The 20,870-nt window shown below is 32.7% G+C and carries 21 protein-coding genes; 6 read left to right on the top strand and 15 right to left on the bottom strand.

Annotated elements, in window-relative coordinates:
* The first annotated feature begins 60 nt into the window (after nt 1-60).
* Nucleotides 61-462, top strand: a complete 402-nt coding sequence (locus BXU01_RS13245) for a helix-turn-helix domain-containing protein (protein ID WP_083693633.1) — start codon at nt 61-63, stop codon at nt 460-462.
* A 59-nt stretch (nt 463-521) separates the two neighbouring features.
* Here the strand turns inward: BXU01_RS13245 and BXU01_RS13250 are convergent, their stop codons facing one another.
* The 5 genes from BXU01_RS13250 to BXU01_RS13270 all read right to left on the bottom strand — a co-directional run bounded on the left by BXU01_RS13250 (nt 522) and on the right by BXU01_RS13270 (nt 4,683).
* Nucleotides 522-758, bottom strand: a complete 237-nt coding sequence (locus BXU01_RS13250; protein ID WP_083693634.1) for a hypothetical protein — start codon at nt 756-758, stop codon at nt 522-524.
* Nucleotides 748-1,452, bottom strand: coding sequence for a hypothetical protein (locus tag BXU01_RS13255; RefSeq protein WP_083693635.1), 705 nt, complete (start codon nt 1,450-1,452; stop codon nt 748-750). The genes BXU01_RS13250 and BXU01_RS13255 overlap by 11 nt, the downstream gene beginning before the upstream one ends.
* A gap of 39 nt (nt 1,453-1,491) precedes the next feature.
* Complete coding sequence (locus BXU01_RS13260; RefSeq protein ID WP_083693636.1) at nt 1,492-2,733, bottom strand: deoxyguanosinetriphosphate triphosphohydrolase family protein; 1,242 nt, start codon at nt 2,731-2,733, stop codon at nt 1,492-1,494.
* Between the two features lie 265 nt (nt 2,734-2,998).
* On the bottom strand, nt 2,999-3,712 hold the full coding sequence (locus tag BXU01_RS13265; protein ID WP_083693637.1) for a LytTR family DNA-binding domain-containing protein: 714 nt from the start codon (nt 3,710-3,712) through the stop codon (nt 2,999-3,001).
* Complete coding sequence (locus BXU01_RS13270; RefSeq protein WP_083693638.1) at nt 3,682-4,683, bottom strand: sensor histidine kinase; 1,002 nt, start codon at nt 4,681-4,683, stop codon at nt 3,682-3,684. Before BXU01_RS13270 ends, BXU01_RS13265 begins: the two co-directional genes overlap by 31 nt.
* A 181-nt stretch (nt 4,684-4,864) precedes the next feature.
* Here BXU01_RS13270 and BXU01_RS13275 point away from each other — a divergent pair, with 181 nt between their 5' ends.
* From BXU01_RS13275 to BXU01_RS13295, 5 genes are all read left to right on the top strand, one after another.
* Nucleotides 4,865-5,854 (top strand): hypothetical protein, encoded by a 990-nt coding sequence (locus BXU01_RS13275; RefSeq protein WP_083693639.1) that lies wholly within the window; start codon nt 4,865-4,867, stop codon nt 5,852-5,854.
* 27 nt (nt 5,855-5,881) lie between these two features.
* Nucleotides 5,882-6,094 (top strand): hypothetical protein, encoded by a 213-nt coding sequence (locus BXU01_RS13280; RefSeq protein ID WP_083693640.1) that lies wholly within the window; start codon nt 5,882-5,884, stop codon nt 6,092-6,094.
* Nucleotides 6,095-6,445: 351 nt separating this feature from the next.
* Nucleotides 6,446-7,975 carry a SulP family inorganic anion transporter gene (locus BXU01_RS13285; protein WP_083693641.1) on the top strand — a complete coding sequence of 510 codons (1,530 nt, stop codon included), beginning with the start codon at nt 6,446-6,448 and terminating at the stop codon, nt 7,973-7,975.
* A 298-nt stretch (nt 7,976-8,273) separates the two neighbouring features.
* On the top strand, nt 8,274-9,182 hold the full coding sequence (locus tag BXU01_RS13290; protein WP_083693642.1) for an AraC family transcriptional regulator: 909 nt from the start codon (nt 8,274-8,276) through the stop codon (nt 9,180-9,182).
* A 91-nt stretch (nt 9,183-9,273) separates the two neighbouring features.
* On the top strand, nt 9,274-10,113 hold the full coding sequence (locus tag BXU01_RS13295; protein WP_083693643.1) for an SDR family NAD(P)-dependent oxidoreductase: 840 nt from the start codon (nt 9,274-9,276) through the stop codon (nt 10,111-10,113).
* 285 nt (nt 10,114-10,398) lie between these two features.
* Here BXU01_RS13295 and BXU01_RS13300 read toward each other — a convergent pair whose 3' ends face one another.
* From BXU01_RS13300 to miaB, 10 genes are all read right to left on the bottom strand, one after another.
* Nucleotides 10,399-11,601, bottom strand: a complete 1,203-nt coding sequence (locus BXU01_RS13300) for an ectonucleotide pyrophosphatase/phosphodiesterase (protein ID WP_083693644.1) — start codon at nt 11,599-11,601, stop codon at nt 10,399-10,401.
* A gap of 264 nt (nt 11,602-11,865) precedes the next feature.
* Nucleotides 11,866-13,494, bottom strand: coding sequence for a chaperonin GroEL (groL, locus tag BXU01_RS13305; protein WP_055094868.1), 1,629 nt, complete (start codon nt 13,492-13,494; stop codon nt 11,866-11,868).
* Nucleotides 13,495-13,539: 45 nt separating this feature from the next.
* On the bottom strand, nt 13,540-13,896 hold the full coding sequence (locus BXU01_RS13310) for a four helix bundle protein (protein WP_083693645.1): 357 nt from the start codon (nt 13,894-13,896) through the stop codon (nt 13,540-13,542).
* 82 nt (nt 13,897-13,978) lie between these two features.
* A complete protein-coding gene (gene groES / locus BXU01_RS13315) occupies nt 13,979-14,254 on the bottom strand; it encodes a co-chaperone GroES (protein WP_012023920.1) in 276 nt (91 codons plus the stop codon).
* Between the two features lie 149 nt (nt 14,255-14,403).
* A complete protein-coding gene (gene secG, locus BXU01_RS13320) occupies nt 14,404-14,742 on the bottom strand; it encodes a preprotein translocase subunit SecG (protein ID WP_041517492.1) in 339 nt (112 codons plus the stop codon).
* 3 nt (nt 14,743-14,745) lie between these two features.
* Entirely contained in the window at nt 14,746-16,500 is a 1,755-nt protein-coding gene (locus BXU01_RS23760; protein WP_083693646.1) for a tetratricopeptide repeat protein, read from the bottom strand.
* A 105-nt stretch (nt 16,501-16,605) separates the two neighbouring features.
* A complete protein-coding gene (gene lptE, locus BXU01_RS13330) occupies nt 16,606-17,109 on the bottom strand; it encodes an LptE family protein (RefSeq protein WP_083693647.1) in 504 nt (167 codons plus the stop codon).
* A gap of 80 nt (nt 17,110-17,189) precedes the next feature.
* Nucleotides 17,190-18,443: a sigma-54-dependent Fis family transcriptional regulator gene (locus BXU01_RS13335; RefSeq protein ID WP_083693648.1), complete on the bottom strand. Its 1,254-nt coding sequence runs from the start codon at nt 18,441-18,443 to the stop codon at nt 17,190-17,192.
* A gap of 54 nt (nt 18,444-18,497) precedes the next feature.
* Nucleotides 18,498-18,869 (bottom strand): GxxExxY protein, encoded by a 372-nt coding sequence (locus BXU01_RS13340; RefSeq protein WP_055094862.1) that lies wholly within the window; start codon nt 18,867-18,869, stop codon nt 18,498-18,500.
* Nucleotides 18,870-18,958: 89 nt separating this feature from the next.
* Nucleotides 18,959-20,404 carry a tRNA (N6-isopentenyl adenosine(37)-C2)-methylthiotransferase MiaB gene (gene miaB / locus BXU01_RS13345; protein ID WP_083693649.1) on the bottom strand — a complete coding sequence of 482 codons (1,446 nt, stop codon included), beginning with the start codon at nt 20,402-20,404 and terminating at the stop codon, nt 18,959-18,961.
* Nucleotides 20,405-20,870: the final 466 nt, after the last annotated feature.

Genomic DNA, 20,870 nt, shown 5'->3' on the forward strand with positions numbered 1-20,870 from the left:
TTGCTGTATTGTATTTTACAAAAACCGAAAATCTAACGGAATTTTAAATATCTTTGAACTATGAGCACAGCAACAAAACCAAAACATATTGGCAGAAATATTAGCCGAATTAGAGAACTTAGAGGTATGAAACAAGAAGCTCTTGCATTTGCAATTGGCTTAAGTCAGCAATCTGTTTCTAACATTGAAGGAAGCGAAAATGTTGATGATGAAAAATTAAATGCGATTGCTGAAGTTTTAGGCGTTTCAGCTGAAGCAATTAAAAATTATAGTGATGAAGGTGTAATTAATTATTTCAATACTTTTAATGCTGAGGCTTTTACTAATAGTCATGGCGCTTTTGGTAGTTATGATCAATTTACATTTAATCCTATTGATAAAGTGGTAGAACTTTATGAGCGTTTAGTTCAAGCAGAAAAAGATAAAGTGGAATATTTGGAGAAATTATTTAAAGTAAAATAATTTTTTGAAGAAGATATACTAAAAAGAGACTTTGTGAGAAGTCTCTTCTTTGTAATTAATTATGGCATTGGATAGGTGCATCTATGAGAAATATCTTTATCATTTTCGTGGTTTTTTAATGTTTGAACAAAATACCATCCATCAATTTTTCCTTCGTGAATTTTAGAATTACAAATTGGACAATAGGCTGTTTCCATTTTTTGTTTTTCTGAAAAAAACAATTCATTTTCGACGATAACGACATCTGTATTACAATTGTCACAATTTTTTAGATATTCCATATTCTTAAATTTCATGTAAAAATAATCTTTTTAGATTTTGAACACTCACGTTATTTAGATAATTTTGTGTACAAAAACAATTATTACAAACTCTAGTTGTAAATTTGTTTCTTATTGAAATATTGATATCAACAACATTCTTTATTGCTTTTCTAGCTTCATTGAATAAATGAATGTGATTATCATTATTAGTTAATTTTACTCTGGGATCATCAAGTATTATTTTATTTATATGTTCAAATAATATTGGATTTTTATTATTTCTTATTGTTGTCATTTTTCTTTGTCTCTCGAGAAAGTTCCATTTTTCTTCTAGTTCTTCAACACTTTCAAAATATTTTTCTTTATCAGTTGTGTTTTTATTCCAATAGATAGGATTGTTTTTTGTAATCCAAATTTCATAATCTTCATTTAGAACTAAATCTACATTAAGTTCAAAAAGTACTGGACCATATAAATTTTGTCTTGGGAAATATCCGTGTAAATCAACAGTATCAAGAAAGATATCATTCCAAACATCGAAAACTTTATCCAATTCATCAGAAGATTGCTTTGTTTGAAATAAACCAAGTTCTTCAACCGCACCCCTTGATAACAGCCCATTTTTCTGAAAATACGTTAATGATGTTGATACAGTATTTGCATGATATAAATAATTCACGCCTTTTTCTTTGAATAGTAAATATAGTTTATTGTTATCTAGTCGCATTCGAGTTATCTATTTTCTATCTGTTCTACTTTTATTGATTTATTTTAAGTAAATTCCTTTACCTTCTAACCTTCCAAAATATTTTTCATACTGCTGAATTGCGTATATGTCCATCATTCCTCCAATATAATCCTGAACTTTTCGATTCCAATTTGTAGGATTTCTATAGTTTGCCGGAAGTAAAACCATATCTTTATTGTAATCTTGATCCATATAAAGATTATAAAGTTTAGTAAGAACGTGTTTTCCTAATTGTTCATATTCAATTATATCGGGTTGTCTTTTAATTGCTTCAAAAGTCAATTTTTTTAATCCACTTATTAAAAGCCCAAGTGATTTATAACCTAATTTACTGTTAATTAGATCTATATCTCTAACGAATGCATTTGCCAATATAGAAGTTAATTCTTTTCTGTAAAGCATTGCATATTCTTCCGAAGTTCGATATATATGTGCTTTTTCAGCGAATTGCCTTGCAAGAACATTAAATTTTTTAAATTCTACTATGACATCTTTATATTCTTTACGAATTGAGAATTCATATAATAGTTCATCAATTGTAAAATATTTTAATCGAAGTGCATCTTCTAAATCATGGATTGCATATGCAATTTCATCTGAAAGATCCATTATTTCACAATCAATTGTTTTGTGAGATATATTATATTTATCAATCCATTCTCTAACTAACACGTAGTCATCATCATAAAGAAATTTTTTATTATTTGAAATAACATCTATATTATTTTTATCTTTTGAAATTTCTTTTTCAGGTTTAAGGTACTTAACTACACCTAGCATTGTTCTTACGGTTAGATTTAATCCTTTGAAATCATAATGGCGTTCTTCCAGTCTATTAAGTATCCTAAAAGTTTGCGCATTTCCTTCATAAGGATTGGTCGAACATACATTACTTAGAAATAGTTCACCAGCATGTCCAAAAGGTGGATTTCCTATGTCATGAGCAAGTGAGCATGTCTGTACAGTAATATTATCTTTTAGTTTAAGTCTTTTACTAATTGTTTTTGCAAACTGGGCGACTTCATGACTATGTGTTAAACGGTTTCTATAAAAAACTTGACTTTTTGGCACAAATAATTGCATTTTTCCTTGAAGTCTTCTACACGAAGAAGAGTATAAAACACGAGAATAGTCTATATCTGCATTATCTCTAAAATAATCAATTGTACCAAAATGAGTATTATCTACTCTAATGTCTTTAACTTCCTGAAGTTGTGCTTCTTTATCTTTACAATAATCTTCTAGCTCTTTTGAAATCATGTTTTTTATCATAGTTTTTAAAACTCAAAAAAAAGTTTAATAAATCAATTTTTTATTTAGACAACAAACAAATGTCCTTATTTATAACTTGTTGTTTTTACGGAAATCCATAATTAACTAAATTTATTCCCAGACAATTATACTACTAAATAAAAACCAATCACCAAGTATTTATACCTGTTTTTAAAATCCAAAAACAAAAAAAGCCCAACCATAAAAGTTGAGCTTTTCAATTATCTAATTTTCTAATTGACAAATTACCTAATTATCTAATTTCTAAACCATCAAGGAGAATCTGATATTTCCTTCCCACAGGAATAATCTCGCCATTAAACATCGTAAGCGATTTAAACGTTACAGCTGTAATTTTAGTAATGTTTACAATAAAAGAGCGATGAACCTGAATAAAATTAGAACTATCAATTTCTGCAGAAATGCTCGAAAGCGAACCGTAAATAATAATAGGCGATTTTAGTTTTGTGCTGTAGAGTTTCATATAGTTGCCCAGACTTTCGATATAAATAATATCTGATAGTGGGGTTTCTGTCATTTGTCCGTTTACGCGATGCGAGAGGACTTTTTCATTTGTGGCGGTTTCTTTTTTTGCGATATTTCCTGAAAAGTAAATCTTGGCTTTTTCGATTGCTTTAGTGAATTTCTCGAACGAAATAGGTTTTAGTAAATAATCGATCGCATCGTTTTGATACGCCGAAAGAGCAAAATCAGAATAAGCTGTTGTTACAATCGTGAGCGGTCTTTTGGGTTGCAATTCCATTAATTCTACTCCGGAAATTACAGGCATATTAATGTCCAGAAAAATAATATCGTAGGTATTCTCGTTGAGCATTTTTACCGCTTCCATTCCGCTAAAAGCACTTCCGGAATGTTCCAGATCGTCAAATTTAGAGATATGCGATGCAAGCGCCTTATGTGCCGGCGATTCATCGTCTATGATAAGACAGCGGTAGGTAATTGCCATATTTTTAGTTTTACGATAAAGATATTCTTTTCTTTTTTGCAGTTTAGCTCATGTCGTAAACCGTAAACTTCGAGACGTCTTTTTAGGTTTTCGATTCCAATTCCGGTGCTTGAAAGCCGCGACCCGGATTCGAGATAATTGTTTTTTAAAGTAAAAGACAATTGATTGCATTTTACCTTTAAATCTACATTTATAAAAGGTTCCGGAGTTTCGGCAGAAAATTTAACAGCATTTTCTACCAGAGGCAAAAAGAACAAAGGCGGAATATCGATCGTGTCAAAATCACCGTCAAAATTCTGTGTAACCACAAGGCGTTCGTTCTGAAAAGTATAGTACTCGATGTATTTTTTTATAAAAGCAATTTCTTCTTCCAGATAGACATAATCTTTCTTCGAAGCTTCAATCTGATAGCGCAGCATATCTGAAAGATTCAGGATTCTGTCCGGCAATTTATCAGGATCAGATAAGGATTCTCCGTATAAATTATTCATGGCATTCAATAAAAAATGCGGATTAAGCTGTTGTTTCAAAAACGAAAGTTCTGATTTGAAATTCATAATATCCTTATCGGCATCCATAATTTTTTTAGTAATCACAACATGAATAAAATAGAAAAACATTCCGTTGATAATCAGCGATAATATTTGAAGCGTTTTCAAATTTCCCAAACCAACGAGTGGAAAAAACCAATTCATGAAAAAGTAAAATGAAGTCCAGTAAATGGCAAAGAGAGTAAAAAATACTTTAAGCCTTTTTTTAAATAAAAAGGGTCTAATGATAAAAATATTAAAGATCGTTACCCAGATAATACAAGGTAAATATCCAACGGCTATTTTACTGATGATATACGACCAATCGTGACCGTCTAATTTTATTTCGTCATAAACACAGGCCAGAATAACCAAAATTATAAAGGTGTTTACAATGAGGTTTCTAAGAAAAAAGTTCTGATAAATTTTAAGAATCTTCATAACGGCAAAAATACTTTAATATTATAGTTTATAGCAGTTTGTGAAGCATAAATTATACAAACGCCATTCGTATAAATGATACGCCACTGGTATAAATATACTATTATAATAAGGGTCTGTAAATTACTTTTGATGCTGGTTTAAAGCTCATTCCAGAAACAATCTTAATTTATTCAAGTTTATGAAATCAAAAATTATTTCGTTAATCGTTGTATTTACGTCTTTGCAAACCATGGCGCAGGAAAAAGAATCGGGTATGAAAACCCTTGGAAAAGCAATAGTTGATAAATTCCCTACGACAAGAACTTTTGATGTACAATATGAACAACTGGGACCTTCAAATTACAACTCGGATTTATTTGGCAACAATTTTGAAAAAGGCCGAATCGAAAGCCATAATAGATTTAAAGCAGCTTTTAATTTGCCTTTTTATGCTTCCGGTTCTAAAAAGTTTGTTATAACAACTTCTCTTCGATATAAATACGAGAGTTATAGTTTTGGCGATATTTATAATTATAGCAGCGCACAAACCTATACCAGAGACATGAAGGATTACCATTATTGGGCAGGAGCCGTGAGTGCAACTTATATGACATCGCTTTTTAAAAAACCGGTAATCTACAACGCAACAGTAAGTGTAGACGGAAATGAAGATGATTTACAACGATTAAAAGGATTTGTCTCTGCAATTATAGTGCTTAAAAGAACGCCGAGTACAACAATTACCGTTGGAGCCCTGGCATTGCTGGATCCGTCATCGATTATTCCTGTGACGCCGCTTTTTTCTATGAATCATAAGTTTAAGGATTCAAAATGGGATATGGATTTTATTTTGCCGCAGCGTCTTTTATTCAGAAGGGAATTGTTAGAAAACGGAAGAATTTCCCTTGGAACAGAGTTAAATTCTGAAAGTTTTTACTTAAATTTAAACACCTCAAATTTAAGTGGCGTTTATGAGCTGAATCAGCTGGAATTAAAATCCGGCATCACCTACGAATATTGCTTTACGCCAAAAATCATTGCATTTGTAAAAGCCGGTGTCAACAATGTTCTAAGCACACGTATTACTGAAAAAGGAGAACGTACCAATCGTTATGTGTATGATCATAAAGAAGATGCACAAGGATATGTTAGGGTAGGAATATCATATAATCTTTTTCAGCGAAAATAATTAGTAGCTAATATTAAATAAATAGTTATGGTTGTTGAGGTTTTTAAAACAAATGTCCAGAAAGAATCAGACAAAAATTATGTTATAGCGGTAATCCAAACCCATTTTCCGGATTATAAAATTAATTTTGATCTCGAAGATTGTGATAAAATATTACGTATCGAAGCCGTTGAGCCACAATGTGATAATATTATCGATTATGTAAATTGCCTTGGATATACTTGTATTCGGTTAGATTGATTTTTTATTATTTTGTTTTTATAAAGATCTTCAGGGTTTGAAAACTCCTTTAGGAGTGTAATGTTTAAAAAAAACAAGAACATAATTACGGTTTAAGCCTAATAGAGGCGACACATTAAAAGAGATAAAAAACAGGTATAAATACGCAGTTAATTATATTATTTTATAAATAGTTTTGTGTGATATTTTCTTCTTAATAATCAGGATATGACAAGTTTTATTTTTTCGCTTTTTCTTTTGCTTTTAGAACAATTCAGCTAATTGTTTAAGTGCTTTATTGTTTCGTAATGCTTTTTTAGATTTGAAAAGGATGATACTCTTTTTGAGCATTATTTTCTACATTTGTGACCTATGAAAAAAGCATTGCAACTCTTCGATTTTACTCAGAAAGTCAATTACAAAAATGAAATTTTAGCGGGTTTAACCGTTGCGATGACGATGATTCCGGAATCATTATCATTTGCTATTTTGGCCGGATTTCCGCCTTTGGTTGGTTTATATGCCGCTTTTATTGCCGGATTGGTTACAGCTATTTTTGGCGGAAGACCCGGAATGATTTCCGGAGGAGCAGGAGCAACCGTTATCGTTTTAATTGCCTTGATGAAATCTCACGGCATAGAATACGTTTTTGCAGCAGTTGCACTTGGCGGCGTAGTCCAGATTTGTATTGGTCTTTTTAAACTGGGAAAATTTATAAGGCTGGTACCACAACCCGTAATGTTTGGTTTTGTAAACGGATTAGCTGTCGTTATTTTTATGTCACAGCTAGAGCAATTTAAAACCATTGTAAACGGACAAGTATCATGGCTGCAAGGAACTTCTTTATATATTATGCTTGGTTTAGTTGCTTTAACAATTGGAATCGTTTTACTTTTTCCTAAAATCACAAAAACAGTTCCGGCTTCATTAGTAGCGATTATGGTTGTGTTTGCAATCGTACTAATCTTTAATATTGAAACTAAAACGGTTGAAGACATTGCATCAGTTCAAGGCGGATTTCCACCGTTTCATATTCCTAATATCCCAATTTCTTTTGAGACCTTCAAAGTCATATTTCCGTATTCGGTAATTGTTGCTGCTGTTGGTTTGACAGAAGGTTTGCTTACGCTGAATTTAGTCGATGAAATCACTGGAACCCGCGGGAACAGCAATCGCGAATGTATTGCACAAGGAAGTTCAAATATCTTAAACGGATTCTTTTTTGGGATGGGTGGCTGTCCAATGATTGCGCAGACTTTAGTGAATCTTTCTGCTGGTTCAAGAGCAAGACTTTCTGGGATTATTGCTGCCTTAACGATTTTATTAATCATTCTTTTTGGAGCGCCAATAATAGGAAAATTGCCAATGGCTGCATTAGTTGGCGTCATGATGATGGTTGCTATTACTACATTTGAATGGGCAAGTTTTAAGGTTATCAATAAAATGCCAAAGCATGATATTTTTGTGGGTATTTTGGTAGCTGTCATTACAATTGTGTTGCATAATCTGGCTTTAGCGGTTTTGATTGGCGTTATTATTTCGGCACTTGTATTTGCTTGGGAAAGTGCTAAAAGAATCCGTGCGCGACATTTTATTGATGAAACAGGAGTGAAACATTACCAAATTTACGGACCTCTATTTTTTGGGTCGATCACTGCTTTTATCGAAAAGTTTGATATTGCAAACGATCCTGATCATGTGATTATCGATTTTAAAGAAAGTCGTGTCGCTGATATGTCGGCAATAGAAGCACTGAATAATTTAACTAAGAAATACAATCAGGTTAATAAAGTAATTGAACTCCAGCATTTAAGTCCGGATTGTATCCTATTGCTTAAAAATGCCGAAGCAGTTATTAAAGTAAATGTAATCGAAGATCCTACTTATAAAGTAGTTTCTTAATTAGAGAAGGTGTCAATTAGAAAATGAGTTAATTAGAAAATGTGTCAATTAGATAATTAGAAAATGTTATAGATTGCGAATATTCATTATCTATAATTTTAAATTTCGATAAACCCGACAGGTTTTTAAAACCTGTCGGGTTTGTTGTTTGTTGAAGGGAAAACATTTATTTTACTTAATGTTTAGTTTATCAGGCTCAGGATGACACACCATTCATTATCTAATTATCTCATTTTCTAATTGGCACATTTTCTAATTAACTCATTTTTGATTTGTTTGATTTTTGTAACTTTGTCAAATGAAACTCAAAGAAACCCTCGAAGATTTTTATACGGTAAAAATAAAAGGAATGCCCGAGAATCTTAAAAAAGAAATTGGTCATTTTAATGTTTTTAAGCTCGATGATTATATAGGAAGTACTTGTAATCCTTTGCCTTATACTAGAAAAGACTTTTATAAAATAAGTCTGATCATTGGCAGGAACAAAGTGCATTATGCTGATAAAGTTGTTGCGATCGAAGATCAGGCGCTGTTTTTTGCTAATCCTCAAATTCCGTATAGTTGGGAACATATTGATGAAAACCAAACCGGATTTTTCTGCATTTTTACTGATGCTTTTTTTAGTCAGTTTGGGAATTTAAAAGAATATCCTTTGTTTCAGCCTGGCGGAAATCCTGTTGTTCCGGTTTCGAAAGAACTTGCCGAAGATTTAAAGAAAGTTTATTTAAGAATGTTTGATGAAATCAACTCAGATTACGCTTTTAAATATGATGTAATTCGAAATCTGGTTTTTGAAATTATCCATCTTGCTTTGAAGACACAAACTGTAACTGCTTCATTATACAGTAAATCGAATGCGACAATCAGAGTTTCGTCTTTGTTTATGGAATTGTTGGAGCGTCAGTTTCCGATTGAATCCATCACACAGCAAATTAATTTTCGCTCGCCATCTGAGTATGCAAGTCAGTTGAATGTTCATGTTAATCATTTGAATAAAGCATTGAAAGAAACGACCGGAAAAACCACTTCGCAAATTATATCCGAAAGAATTGTTCAGGAAGCCATGATTTTACTCAAACAAACCAATTGGAATATTAATGAAATTGCTTTTTGTCTTGGTTTTGAAGAATTGTCTCATTTTATCAACTTTTTCAGGAAAAACACTCAGGTTTCACCGAAAACCTATCGCGTAACCGAAATTGTTTGATTTTTGCAACTTCTGGTTTGATTTCTTTAATTTTTTAGAAGCACTTCGCCAATACCTTTGTCCTGTAATTAAAATCTAAAAAATTAAAATCATGGAAAATAACAAAGTTTGGTTTATCACAGGTGCTTCAAAAGGACTTGGATTAGAATTGGCTAAAAAATTATTATCAGAAGGATATAAAGTAGCGGCAACATCAAGAAGTGAAGAAGCTTTGATTAAAGTATTTGGAGATGTATCTGAAAATTTTCTTCCTTTAGAAATGGACTTAGTCAATGAAAAAAGTGTCAAAAATGCGATTGAAGTAGCTGTAAGTCATTTTAAAACTATTGATGTTTTAGTAAATAATGCAGGTTATGGTTTACTAGGTGCTTTGGAGGAATTGACTGATGCAGAATCGAGAAAAAATTATGAGGTAAATGTTTTCGGATTATTAAATGTAATCAGAAATACAGTGCATTATATGCGTGCAAACCAATCCGGACATATCTTTAATATCTCGTCTGTTGGGGGTTATCACGGAGGTTTTGCAGGTTGGGGAATCTATTGTTCTACAAAATTTGCTGTAGCGGGTTTAACGGAATCTTTATCTGCCGAAGTAAAAGAATTCGGAATCAATGCTACGATTGTATATCCGGGTTATTTTAGAACAGATTTCTTAAAAGACAGTTCTTTATTATTGCCTCAAAATCCAATTGCTGATTATAAAGCCGTAAGACAATCTGAAAGCGCACACAAAGGCGATATCAATCAAAATCAACCAGGAGATCCTGTAAAATTAGCAGAAGCTTTAATAAAAGCAATTCAAGACCAAAATCCACCTTTGCATTTGTTTTTAGGAGAAGATGCTTATAATATGGCAAATCAAAAAATAGAAAGCGTTCAGAAAGATTTAAAAAACTGGAAAGAGATTTCTGTTTCGACTGGGCTTTAACTAGAAAATGTGGCAATGAGATAATTTGTCAATTTGATAATTAGAAAACGATGTTTATACAATGATTATTATTGTAGAGACGCACTGCAGTGCGTCTACGTTAGTGATTTGCTACAATTTGTATATGTGCCAGTTTCTATAAATAGTAAACCCGACAGGTTTTAAAAACCTGTCGGGTTTGTTGCGTTTATGAGAAGACACACAACAGTGGCTTCTTCATAAAGTATAGAAGCAGAATTAATTATCTAATTGACAAATTATCTCATTATCTAATTCTCATATTCTCTAATTCCTTAGCGTATTTTTTACATCGCTTAACTTTCCGTCAACGGGATCAATTTGCAATCCTAAAATATGAGCAATTAGAGGATAAACCGAAACATTTTGAAATGTTTTTACTTCTTTATCAATTTTAAAAGCCGGACCTTTTGCATAGAAAATAGCGTGCATATCTTTTTCGTTATTGTCATAACCATGCGTTCCTCCTTTTATATGTGTACTTTCTTTACTCACTAAACTGTATCCTTTATCTGCTTCAATAACAAAATCGTGAACTCTGGGATTGGTTCCGTAATGCAATCTTTTAGGAACTTCTGTAGATTTCCAGAACTTAATATGTGGTACTTTTTTTAAAGCTATTGCAATATAATCCTGATAACCTGGTTTTGCCTGAATACTCATAATTGGGTTAATTACATCTTTGTAACCTAACCATTCCGGTTTGAGATAATCTAAAATTGCTACTTTTTTATCGTTGCTTATATCGGCCATTCCGTGATCTGAAACAATAATTAAATTGATTTGTTTTCCAATGGCTAACTGATCTAATTTTCTGGACAATTCTCCCATAATAGAATCCATTTTGATTACCATTTTTTTATTTTCAGGAGAAAGCGGACCAAAATTGTGTCCTGTATGATCGGGTTCATCAAAATATAAAGTTACCAAATGCGGACGTTGTTTTTCAGGAAGCTGTAGCCATTTTAAAACCGTATCGATTCTGGCTCCATATGGAATTTTACTGTCGTAATTTTTATAAATACCAGGATTTCTTTTGTCAATGTCAGAACCTGGCCAAAAGAAAGAAGCTGTTTTTACGCCTTGTTTTTCCGCGACATTCCAAATAGGATTTCCACCATAAAAGCGTGAATCGTTTTTAGCATTGCTTGATAATGAGAATGATTCATTCATAGCCGAATCATAAAAAACGTTATTAATAATCCCGTGATGATCAGGATAAAGTCCCGTTACAATCGAATAATGATTTGGAAAAGTTTTACTAGGGTAAGAAGGTTTCATTGACTTAGCATGAACGCCTTCTTTCGCAATTTGCTTTAAATTAGGAAGGTTAAACTGTTTCTGATAATCCCAACGAAAACCATCCATAGAAACTAAAACGACGTAAGCATCTTTGTTGGTTTGTGAATAGCAAAAAGAGGTAAGAAGTAAGAATGTAAAAAGTAATAGGCGAGTTGTAAATTTTCTCATTTTGTAGTTTTAATATAAATGCAAATTTACTGATAATCGATTTTTTAATGAAAAACAGAATGTTAAACTAAAGAAAAGTTTGCCACGAATTATTTTATAATCTTTAATGTTTAAGAAAAAGAGATCGCCACGAATTCACGAATTTTTATCATACTATAAATTCGTGAATTCGTGGCGAAAAAATCTTTATAATCTCTTAAATCTGTGGCAAAAAAAACGCCAGATTAATATCTGGCGTTCTATAATGTAAGAAGTTAAGAATGATTACATCATTCCTGGCATACCGCCACCCATTGGCATTCCGCCAGCGCTTTCTTCTTTAATATCAATCAATGCACATTCTGTAGTAAGGATCATTCCGGCAACAGATGCAGCATTTTCTAATGCAACACGAGTTACTTTTTTAGGATCGATAATTCCAGCTGTAAGCATATCTACATATTCGTCAGTTTTTGCATTGTATCCAAAATCACCTGAACCTTCAGAAACTTTCGCTACAACTACAGAACCTTCAAGACCTGCATTTTCAACAATAGTTCTTAATGGAGATTCAACTGCACGAGATACAATCTGAATTCCTGTTGCTTCGTCAGCGTTATCAGCTTTAAGATCCGCTAATGCAGCTTTTGCTCTTAATAAAGCAACACCACCACCAGCAACAATTCCTTCTTCAACAGCAGCACGAGTAGCGTGTAAAGCATCATCAACTCTGTCTTTTTTCTCTTTCATTTCAACTTCAGATGCAGCACCAACATAAAGAACAGCAACACCACCAGCTAATTTAGCCAAACGCTCTTGCAATTTTTCTTTATCATAATCAGATGTAGTAGCTTCCATCTGACCTTTAATTTGGTTTACTCTGTTTTTGATGATATCAGCTTCACCAGCACCACTTACAATTGTAGTGTTGTCTTTATCGATAGAAACTCTTTTTGCAGTTCCTAACATTTCGATAGTAGTGTTTTCTAATGTATAACCTCTTTCTTCAGAAATTACAGTTCCACCAGTTAAGATCGCGATATCTTCTAACATTGCTTTTCTTCTGTCTCCAAAACCTGGAGCTTTTACAGCAGCAATTTTAAGAGCACCTCTTAATTTATTTACTACAAGAGTTGAAAGAGCTTCTCCGTCAACATCTTCGGCAATAATTAATAATGGTTTTCCTGATTGAGCAACTGGCTCTAAAACTGGAAGTAATTCTTTTAAAGAAGATACTTTTTTGTCGTATAACAAGATGTATGGAGAGTCTAATTCAACTTCCATTTTCTCAGGATTTGTTACGAAGTAAGGAGAAAGATATCCTCTGTCAAACTGCATACCTTCAACAACATCTACAAAAGTATCAGTTCCTTTGGCTTCTTCAACAGTAATAACACCTTCTTTACCTACTTTAGCAAAAGCAGTAGCGATTAATTCACCAATTACTTCGTCATTGTTTGCAGAGATAGAAGCAATTTGTTTGATTTTATCAGAATCGCTTCCAACAACTTTAGCTTGTTTTGCAAGGTCAGCAACGATAGCTTCAACAGCTTTATCGATACCACGTTTCAAGTCCATTGGATTTGCACCTGCAGCAACGTTTTTAAGACCTTCTTTTACGATTGCCTGAGCTAAAACTGTAGCAGTTGTAGTTCCGTCACCCGCTAAATCATTAGTTTTAGAAGCAACTTCCTTAACCATTTGCGCGCCCATATTTTCTAATGGGTCTTTTAATTCGATTTCTTTTGCAACAGAAACACCATCTTTAGTAACAGTTGGTCCACCAAATGATTTCCCGATAATTACGTTACGACCTTTTGGTCCAAGAGTTACTTTTACAGCATTTGCTAATGCATCAACACCACGTTTTAATCCGTCACGTGCTTCAATATCAAATTTTATATCTTTTGCCATTCTATTTTTGCTTTAGGCAGGAGGCTTTAAGCTTTAAGCTTTTTCCTACTGCTGAATTAATATTTGTTTTAATTTGTAAATTTTGCTTTTTATACTATTGATTTTTTCTATATGATTCTCTGCAATTTCAGTATTAAGATATTGCAAATCTTTAGCTAAAATCAAAAGATATTCTGTTTCACTTGCAGAACCTAAAGCTATATTGAGAAATTGATTGAATTCTTTGTCGCTATTTCTTCCACATCCTTCACTAATATTAGTTGGTATTGATGAAGATGATCTTCTAATTTGACTTGTTAATCCATATAATTCTTCTTTCGGAAAAAGAGAGGTCATTTTATAGATTTCTAAAGTAAAGGAATGACTTAGCTGCCAAATATCATATTTTTTAAAATCTCTCATTTGTTTTGCATTACGCTTTAGGCAATATGCTTTAAGCTTTTTATTAGAGCTTAAAGCCTACAGCTTACAGCATATAGCAATTTTAGATTATAGCTAAGATATCATCTTCGCGCATAATCAAATAATCAGTTCCTTCCAGTTTTAATTCTGTTCCTGCATATTTTCCATAAAGAACAGTGTCGCCAACTTTTACAGTCATAGTATGGTCTTTAGAACCATTTCCTACAGCTACAACAGTTCCTTTTTGTGGTTTTTCTTTGGCAGTATCAGGAATAAAAATACCTGAGGCAGTTTTTGTTTCAGCTGCAACAGGCTCAATAAGTACGCGATCTGAAAGCGGTTTAATGTTTAAGGCCATGATTTTATATTTTATAATTATTATAAGTTATACGTTTTATATGCTCTATTGGATTTCAGAAATTATGCCACGTTGGTAAAACTGACATTATTTCTTAAAAAAAATGCCAGCTTTGACAGGCTGGCATTTTATATTTATTTTGAAAATTATTATTTCGCTGCAGGAGTTGCCGGAGCAGGAGTTTGTTGAACCGGAGCCGCAGGTGTATTAGCAGGAGCTTCAGTTTTTTCAATAATTTTAGAATCAGTATCACTTAATGATCCTGTAAAGCTTAAGCTTGAAAGCAAAATTAAAGCAATCAAAATAGTCGCTAGTGTCCAGGTACTTTTGTCTAAAAAGTCTGTTGTTTTTTGTACTCCACCTAACATTTGAGTTCCGCTAATAGTAGACGATAATCCGCCTCCTTTAGGGTTTTGAACCATGATTACTACGATCAATAGAAAACAAACTATTGTGATTAAAACTAAAAAAATTGAAAATGTGCTCATTGCTTAATTATTATTGTTATTTTGTTGTAAAATCTTTATATCCGAAATGCGGTCTGCAAAGAAACTAATTTTTTCTGGATATTTCAAAATTAATATTTCATATGCTTGTATTGCTTTTGTATATTTTTTTTGTTCCAAATATACTCTCGCCAAAGTCTCTGTCATTAAGTAAGAATTATCCTCTGTATTAAGGTCAAATTGTACCGCTGGGGTTATTGGAGTTTGTTTTATAGGAGAGATTTTAGGATTTGTTTCAATAAATTTATCGATTATTTCTGCCTTTTTCTTCTTCTCTTCGTCTATTTCTTCAACTACTGCTTTTGGTTCAGCTGTTTTTTTTACTTCTTTAACCTCTTTAGCTTCCTGTGGACCTACCACGGTTCTGTCAATAGGTTCTGTGCGTGCCAATTGTAGCCATTCCTGAAAAGAATGTTTTTCATTAAAAGAAAAATCCAATGGTTTTCCTATTTCCAGATTCTCTTCGGCAGTTTTTACAGGTTCAGGAATTTCAATTTCTTTAGGTTCTTCCGCTGTCTTAGCTTCTTCAAAAACTATTGTTGTTGCTTCTTTTAAGGAAACAAATACGGACTCTTCAATTGGATCGACTCTTACGTCCGGTATTTCATCCTCAGGAATATCATCTACTATTTCTTCAAAGAAAGTATGAGTAGTTTCTCTAATAGGAGTTAAGATTGGTTGTTGTGTAATTGGTTCAGCTTCCTTTTCTTCAGTTTTTACAGGCTCTTCAAAAGTAGCTGATGTTACTTCTTTAAAATAATCTAAAACAGGCTGTTCTGCAATTGGTTCGATTTCAGTCTCTTCAGATGTTACAGATTCTTCAAAAGTTACAGGAGTTACTTCTTTAAACGAGTCAAGAATTAATTCTTCCGTAATTGGTTCATTTTTAACTTCTTCGATTACAGGTTCTTCAAAAGTTACAGGAGTTACTTCTTTAAACGAATCAAAAATTAATTCCTCTGTAATTAGTTCATTTTTAATTTCTTCTACTACAGGTTCTTCTGCTACAGGTTTTTCAAAAGTTGTAGTAATTACTTCTTTAAAGGAGTCAAGAATTAATTCCTCTGTAATTGGTTCTGTTTTAACTTCTTCAATTACAGGTTCTTCAAAATTTACTGGTGTAACTTCTTTAAAAGAATTCAAAATTGCCTGCTCGTCAATTAGCTCAATTTTGGCTTCTTCAATTTTTGCAGTTTCAGCTAAAATAGCGGGTGTTGCTTCTTTAAAAGAATCCAGAATTGCCTGTTCATCAATTAGCTCAATTTTAATCTCTTCTTTAGGCTCTTCAATTTTTGCAGGCTTTTCAAAAGTAGTTGGCACCGCTTGTTCAAAAGTTACATTTGTTGCTTCTCTTATAGAATTCAGAATAGACTGTTCAATAGGATCAATTCGAACTTCATTTGCTTTCTTGGTTTCTTCAAATGAAACAATTTCACTGTCAAAAACTTTAATCTCTAAGAGATCTTTTAGTTTTTGATCGTAATATTCATTCTGGATAGATGTAAAAGTTTCAGAAGTAATAAAGTCAAATAAAACAGCACGATCAGTAGTATGAGCGGCTGTAACTTTTAGTGCATAATTATACTTAAAACTGTTTTGACTGTAAAGTCCTTTTAATCGCAATGCTCTGGCACTTTGAAAATACGGAAATTCATTCAAAACACTTCCTAATGCGTCCGTTTGCTTTTCTGTAATAGCATCAGGTTTGTTCATTAAGTATGTATAATCAGTTACATTCATGTTTTTTTTGTTTAATCGTTAGATTGTTTATTTGTTTAATCAAAAATTTGTTTCATCGTTTTTACCGATTCAACGACTCAACGATTTATCGGTTAAACAAAAAAACTACCATTTAGCTAGTGATTCATTAAAAATGTCCTGCGTGATTCTCTCAAAAATAACCTGAACTGCTGTATTTAATGTAGCACCAGTTGGTAATCCGGTACCAGGGAAATCATAATAGAATTCGAATGTTCTCTCGAAATCATCTGTTTCCTTCTTTTTATTCGTAAACCTTACATTTACACGAATCGTCAAACGGTTTTGAGCCGCTTGCTGATCTGCAGTTGCAGTCATTGGGGTTGTTCTGTAATCTATAATTTCTCCTTCATAAACTAAATCTCCACTATTGCTTACCAGATTAAGATTCGTTTGATTCTGAATCAAATCCTGTAATGTCAATGTAAATGTTCTGTCGATTCCTGGTTCGATCAAATCAGCATTATTCTGAAAAAAGTTAACCTGAAAAGTATCAGCGTCAATTTTTCCTGTTCCTGTAAAGTTGTAAGCACCGCAACCACTTAACATAAAGAGGCACATTAAGGCTAATAAAGAATATATTTTTTTCATAAAATCATTATAGTAATAACTCCAATTTTTTTCAAATATAGCAATTTGGAATTTGGAATTTATTTTTTGGAATTTTCTATTTACAGGTCAAATTGTTTGATTTTTCTATACAAAGTTCTTTCAGAAATACCCAATTCGTCTGCCGCAGCTTTTCGTTTTCCTTTGTTCTTTTCTAATGATTTTTTTATCATTTCGATTTCCTTTTGCTCTAAACGTAAAACCTCTTCTTCTTCAATTGTTTCAGCAAATAAATAATTATCGTCCTGTATTTGATAATTATCTTCGCGTGTTGCAGGCGTCATGACAGCAGTTCTTGGTTCTTCTTCAAAATCTATTTCGCTTTCATTTTCTTGCGAACCGTATATTTTCTGAATCAAATTAGGATTGATGTCTTGTACTTTTGTACCATTTTTCATCAATTCAAGAGTGAGTTTTTTCAGATCATTCAGGTCGCTTTTCATATCAAAAAGCACTTTGTATAGGATGTCTCTTTCGGTACTGAAATCACTTTCTTTTTTCTTATCGTTAATTACAGATGGTAAATTAGTTCCTTCAGTTGGCAAATATGACTGTAAAGTTGCAAGCGTAATATCACGATTGGTTTCTAAAACTGAAATTTGTTCGGCTACATTTCGCAATTGACGAATGTTTCCGTTCCATCTGAATTTTTGTAAAAGCTGTACCGCATCATCGTCTAATTTTAACGGTGGCATTTTATATTTATGCGCAAAATCAGCAACAAATTTTCTGAATAACAGGTGAATGTCTTCGTTTCTTTCGCGTAATGGCGGTAAAGTAATTTCGACAGTTGTCAGACGATAGTATAAATCCTCACGAAATTTTCCTTTTTCAATAGCATTGAATAAGTTCACGTTTGTAGCCGCAACAATCCTAACATTGGTTTTTTGAACCTGAGAAGAACCTACTTTTATAAATTCACCATTTTCAAGTACACGAAGCAAACGAACTTGGGTCGTAAGGGGTAATTCACCAACTTCATCCAGAAAAATAGTTCCGCCATCGGCTACTTCAAAATAACCTTCACGTGTACTTGTAGCGCCGGTAAAGGCACCTTTTTCGTGACCAAAGAGTTCACTGTCAATTGTTCCTTCCGGAATTGCACCACAGTTTACAGCAATATATTTACCATGCTTTCTATGTGAAAGCGAATGGATTATTCTTGGAATATTTTCTTTACCAACACCACTTTCCCCAGTTACCATTACTGATATATCTGTAGGAGCAACCTGAATGGCTTTTTCGATGGCACGATTTAATTTCGGATCATTTCCAATAATTTCAAATCGTTGTTTTATTGCTTGAACTGTTTCCATGTATGTTTTTTATCTTTTGCCACAGATTAAAATGATTAAAAAGATTTTTTAAAATTATAAAACATATCTTTTGTATTGAAGTGATTTTGTTTGAAAATTGACAAGCAGTCCTACTTCTGACTTCGATAATTTTATGTAATTTAAAATCTGAGCAATATGTTCACTTGAAAAATCCTTAATTGCTTTTACCTCTAAAACGATATCTTCATTAATAATAAAGTCAGCGTAAAATTTATGAGGCAAAATTTTACCTTTATATTCAATTAAATATTCTTTTTCTCTTTCAAAAAGAATATTATTTTCTTTAAACTCTATTTCTAAAGCATCTTTATAAACTATTTCCAGTAAACCTGGTCCAAGATTTCGATGTACTTCCATACAAATACCTATAACCTTGTAAGTTTCAACTTCTCGATATTGTTGCATAATTATTTTTTATCACAGTTTTTAAAAGTAAGAAAAATAATATGTAAAATAAAATCATTTTAATCCTTTTAATCTGTGGCAAAAAAAAACTAATTCATTTCAGAATATCCAACTGCTTCACCCTTTAAAGTTCCGCTGGTACAACTTGTGATTTTTACATTTACAAAATCCCCGATTTTATAATTTTCTTTAGGGAAAACTACCGTAATACTTTGAGAATTTCTTCCTGAGAATTCTTCGGTTGATTTTTTGGAAACTTTTTCGACTAAAACTTCAACAATTTGTCCTACGAATTCTTCACTGCGGAACCAGGCGTGTTTTTGTTGTAAATCGACAATTTCCTGTAATCTTCTGGCTTTCGTTTCTTCCGTAACATCATCTTCCATTTTTCTTCCTGCCAAAGTTCCCGGGCGCTCAGAATAAGAATACATATAACCAAAATTATATTTCACATATTCCATTAAGCTCATTGTATCTAGGTGATCTTGCTCCGTTTCTGTTGGGAAACCGGCAATCATATCTTGCGAAATCGAAGCATTCGGAATAATAGCTCTGATTTTATCAATCAAAGTCATGTATTCTTCACGCGTATGTAAGCGATTCATTTCTTTTAGGATCCTGTTACTTCCGGATTGAACCGGTAAGTGAATGTGTTTACAGATATTAGGATGTTTTGCAATAACGTGCAATACGCTTTCGTGCATATCCTGCGGATTAGAAGTCGAAAATCTAATACGCATTTTAGGAAAACCAACAGCAACCATTTCAAGCAATTGATCAAAATCTACTGCAGTCGCTTTTTGCATTTCAGACGCGTTTACGAAATCTTTTTTCAAACCACCGCCGTACCAAAGATAACTGTCAACGTTTTGACCTAAAAGAGTAATTTCTTTAAAACCTTTATCCCAAAGATCCTGAATTTCGCCCATAATACTTTGAGGTTCACGACTGCGTTCACGTCCGCGTGTAAAAGGTACTACGCAAAACGTACACATATTATCGCAACCACGGGTGATCGATACAAGCGCAGTAATTCCGTTGCTCATTAAACGAACCGGCGAAATATCTCCGTAGGTTTCTTCTTTTGATAAAATTACATTAATGGCGTCACGGCCTTCTTCAACTTCGGCTAATAAATTAGGTAAGTCTTTGTAAGCATCCGGACCAACTACAAGATCTACTATTTTTTCTTCCTCTAGAAACTGGCTTTTCAAACGTTCGGCCATGCAGCCTAAAACGCCCACTTTCATTTTTGGGTTAATACGTTTTACCGCATTATATTTCTCCAGACGCTTGCGTATAGTTTGTTCAGCCTTATCTCGAATCGAGCAGGTATTTACAAGAACCAAATCGGCATCTTCAAGAGTTTGTGTAGTGTTGTATCCGTTTATTGATAAGATGGAAGCTACAATTTCACTGTCCGAAAAATTCATCGCACAACCGTAACTTTCTATAAAAAGCTTTTTAGTATTCCCAGGTTTATTTTCTAAAACAAGACTTTCACCTTGTTTACTTTCTTCAATAATCTTTTCCATTGTATAATTTCAAAGTGCAAAGATAATGTAAATGGGATCAATATGACAAGATGGCAGAGAAAAGATTTTAGATTTTAGAGTTAAGATTTTAGATTGTTGATTAACGATTGCTAATTTTAGATTTTAATAATAACTACGCAAATAGCGATCAAGTAAAAAAATCTGTAGATAAAGTATAATCTAAAATCTAAAATCAACAATCTAAAATAGTTTGAAGCTATTTCCGGCTTTCCGCTACAAGTCCTCATAAAAAACGCAAAGTTTCTAATGTTTTAAAAAGAGCTTCCCCTGGTCGCTTTTTTAAAACAAGAAACTTTTGCATTTTTTACTCTGGGCTTTTTGCTACAATTCGGGCTATTAAATATCGGGTAAAAAAGAATATTTCGGGGCGATAAACCTTTAAAAGTTATACCTATATATATAATAGGTAGGAATACAGATAAATCTGTAATTTAAAGAAACATAA

Source organism: [Flexibacter] sp. ATCC 35103, assembly GCF_001975985.1.
Taxonomy (GTDB): Bacteria; Bacteroidota; Bacteroidia; order Flavobacteriales; family Flavobacteriaceae; genus Flavobacterium.

Coding starts and splice junctions, on each gene's coding strand:
- BXU01_RS13275 (WP_083693639.1), top strand. CDS start 4,865: ATGAAATCAAAAATTATTTCGTTAATCGTTGTATTTACGTCTTTGCAA.
- BXU01_RS13290 (WP_083693642.1), top strand. CDS start 8,274: ATGAAACTCAAAGAAACCCTCGAAGATTTTTATACGGTAAAAATAAAA.
- BXU01_RS13300 (WP_083693644.1), bottom strand. CDS start 11,601: ATGAGAAAATTTACAACTCGCCTATTACTTTTTACATTCTTACTTCTT.
- BXU01_RS13265 (WP_083693637.1), bottom strand. CDS start 3,712: ATGGCAATTACCTACCGCTGTCTTATCATAGACGATGAATCGCCGGCA.
- BXU01_RS13340 (WP_055094862.1), bottom strand. CDS start 18,869: ATGCAACAATATCGAGAAGTTGAAACTTACAAGGTTATAGGTATTTGT.
- secG (WP_041517492.1), bottom strand. CDS start 14,742: ATGAGCACATTTTCAATTTTTTTAGTTTTAATCACAATAGTTTGTTTT.
- BXU01_RS23760 (WP_083693646.1), bottom strand. CDS start 16,500: ATGAATGTAACTGATTATACATACTTAATGAACAAACCTGATGCTATT.
- BXU01_RS13260 (WP_083693636.1), bottom strand. CDS start 2,733: ATGATTTCAAAAGAGCTAGAAGATTATTGTAAAGATAAAGAAGCACAA.
- BXU01_RS13255 (WP_083693635.1), bottom strand. CDS start 1,452: ATGCGACTAGATAACAATAAACTATATTTACTATTCAAAGAAAAAGGC.
- lptE (WP_083693647.1), bottom strand. CDS start 17,109: ATGAAAAAAATATATTCTTTATTAGCCTTAATGTGCCTCTTTATGTTA.
- BXU01_RS13245 (WP_083693633.1), top strand. CDS start 61: ATGAGCACAGCAACAAAACCAAAACATATTGGCAGAAATATTAGCCGA.
- BXU01_RS13280 (WP_083693640.1), top strand. CDS start 5,882: ATGGTTGTTGAGGTTTTTAAAACAAATGTCCAGAAAGAATCAGACAAA.
- BXU01_RS13250 (WP_083693634.1), bottom strand. CDS start 758: ATGAAATTTAAGAATATGGAATATCTAAAAAATTGTGACAATTGTAAT.
- BXU01_RS13295 (WP_083693643.1), top strand. CDS start 9,274: ATGGAAAATAACAAAGTTTGGTTTATCACAGGTGCTTCAAAAGGACTT.
- groL (WP_055094868.1), bottom strand. CDS start 13,494: ATGGCAAAAGATATAAAATTTGATATTGAAGCACGTGACGGATTAAAA.
- BXU01_RS13310 (WP_083693645.1), bottom strand. CDS start 13,896: ATGAGAGATTTTAAAAAATATGATATTTGGCAGCTAAGTCATTCCTTT.
- BXU01_RS13270 (WP_083693638.1), bottom strand. CDS start 4,683: ATGAAGATTCTTAAAATTTATCAGAACTTTTTTCTTAGAAACCTCATT.
- BXU01_RS13285 (WP_083693641.1), top strand. CDS start 6,446: ATGAAAAAAGCATTGCAACTCTTCGATTTTACTCAGAAAGTCAATTAC.
- BXU01_RS13335 (WP_083693648.1), bottom strand. CDS start 18,443: ATGGAAACAGTTCAAGCAATAAAACAACGATTTGAAATTATTGGAAAT.
- miaB (WP_083693649.1), bottom strand. CDS start 20,404: ATGGAAAAGATTATTGAAGAAAGTAAACAAGGTGAAAGTCTTGTTTTA.
- groES (WP_012023920.1), bottom strand. CDS start 14,254: ATGGCCTTAAACATTAAACCGCTTTCAGATCGCGTACTTATTGAGCCT.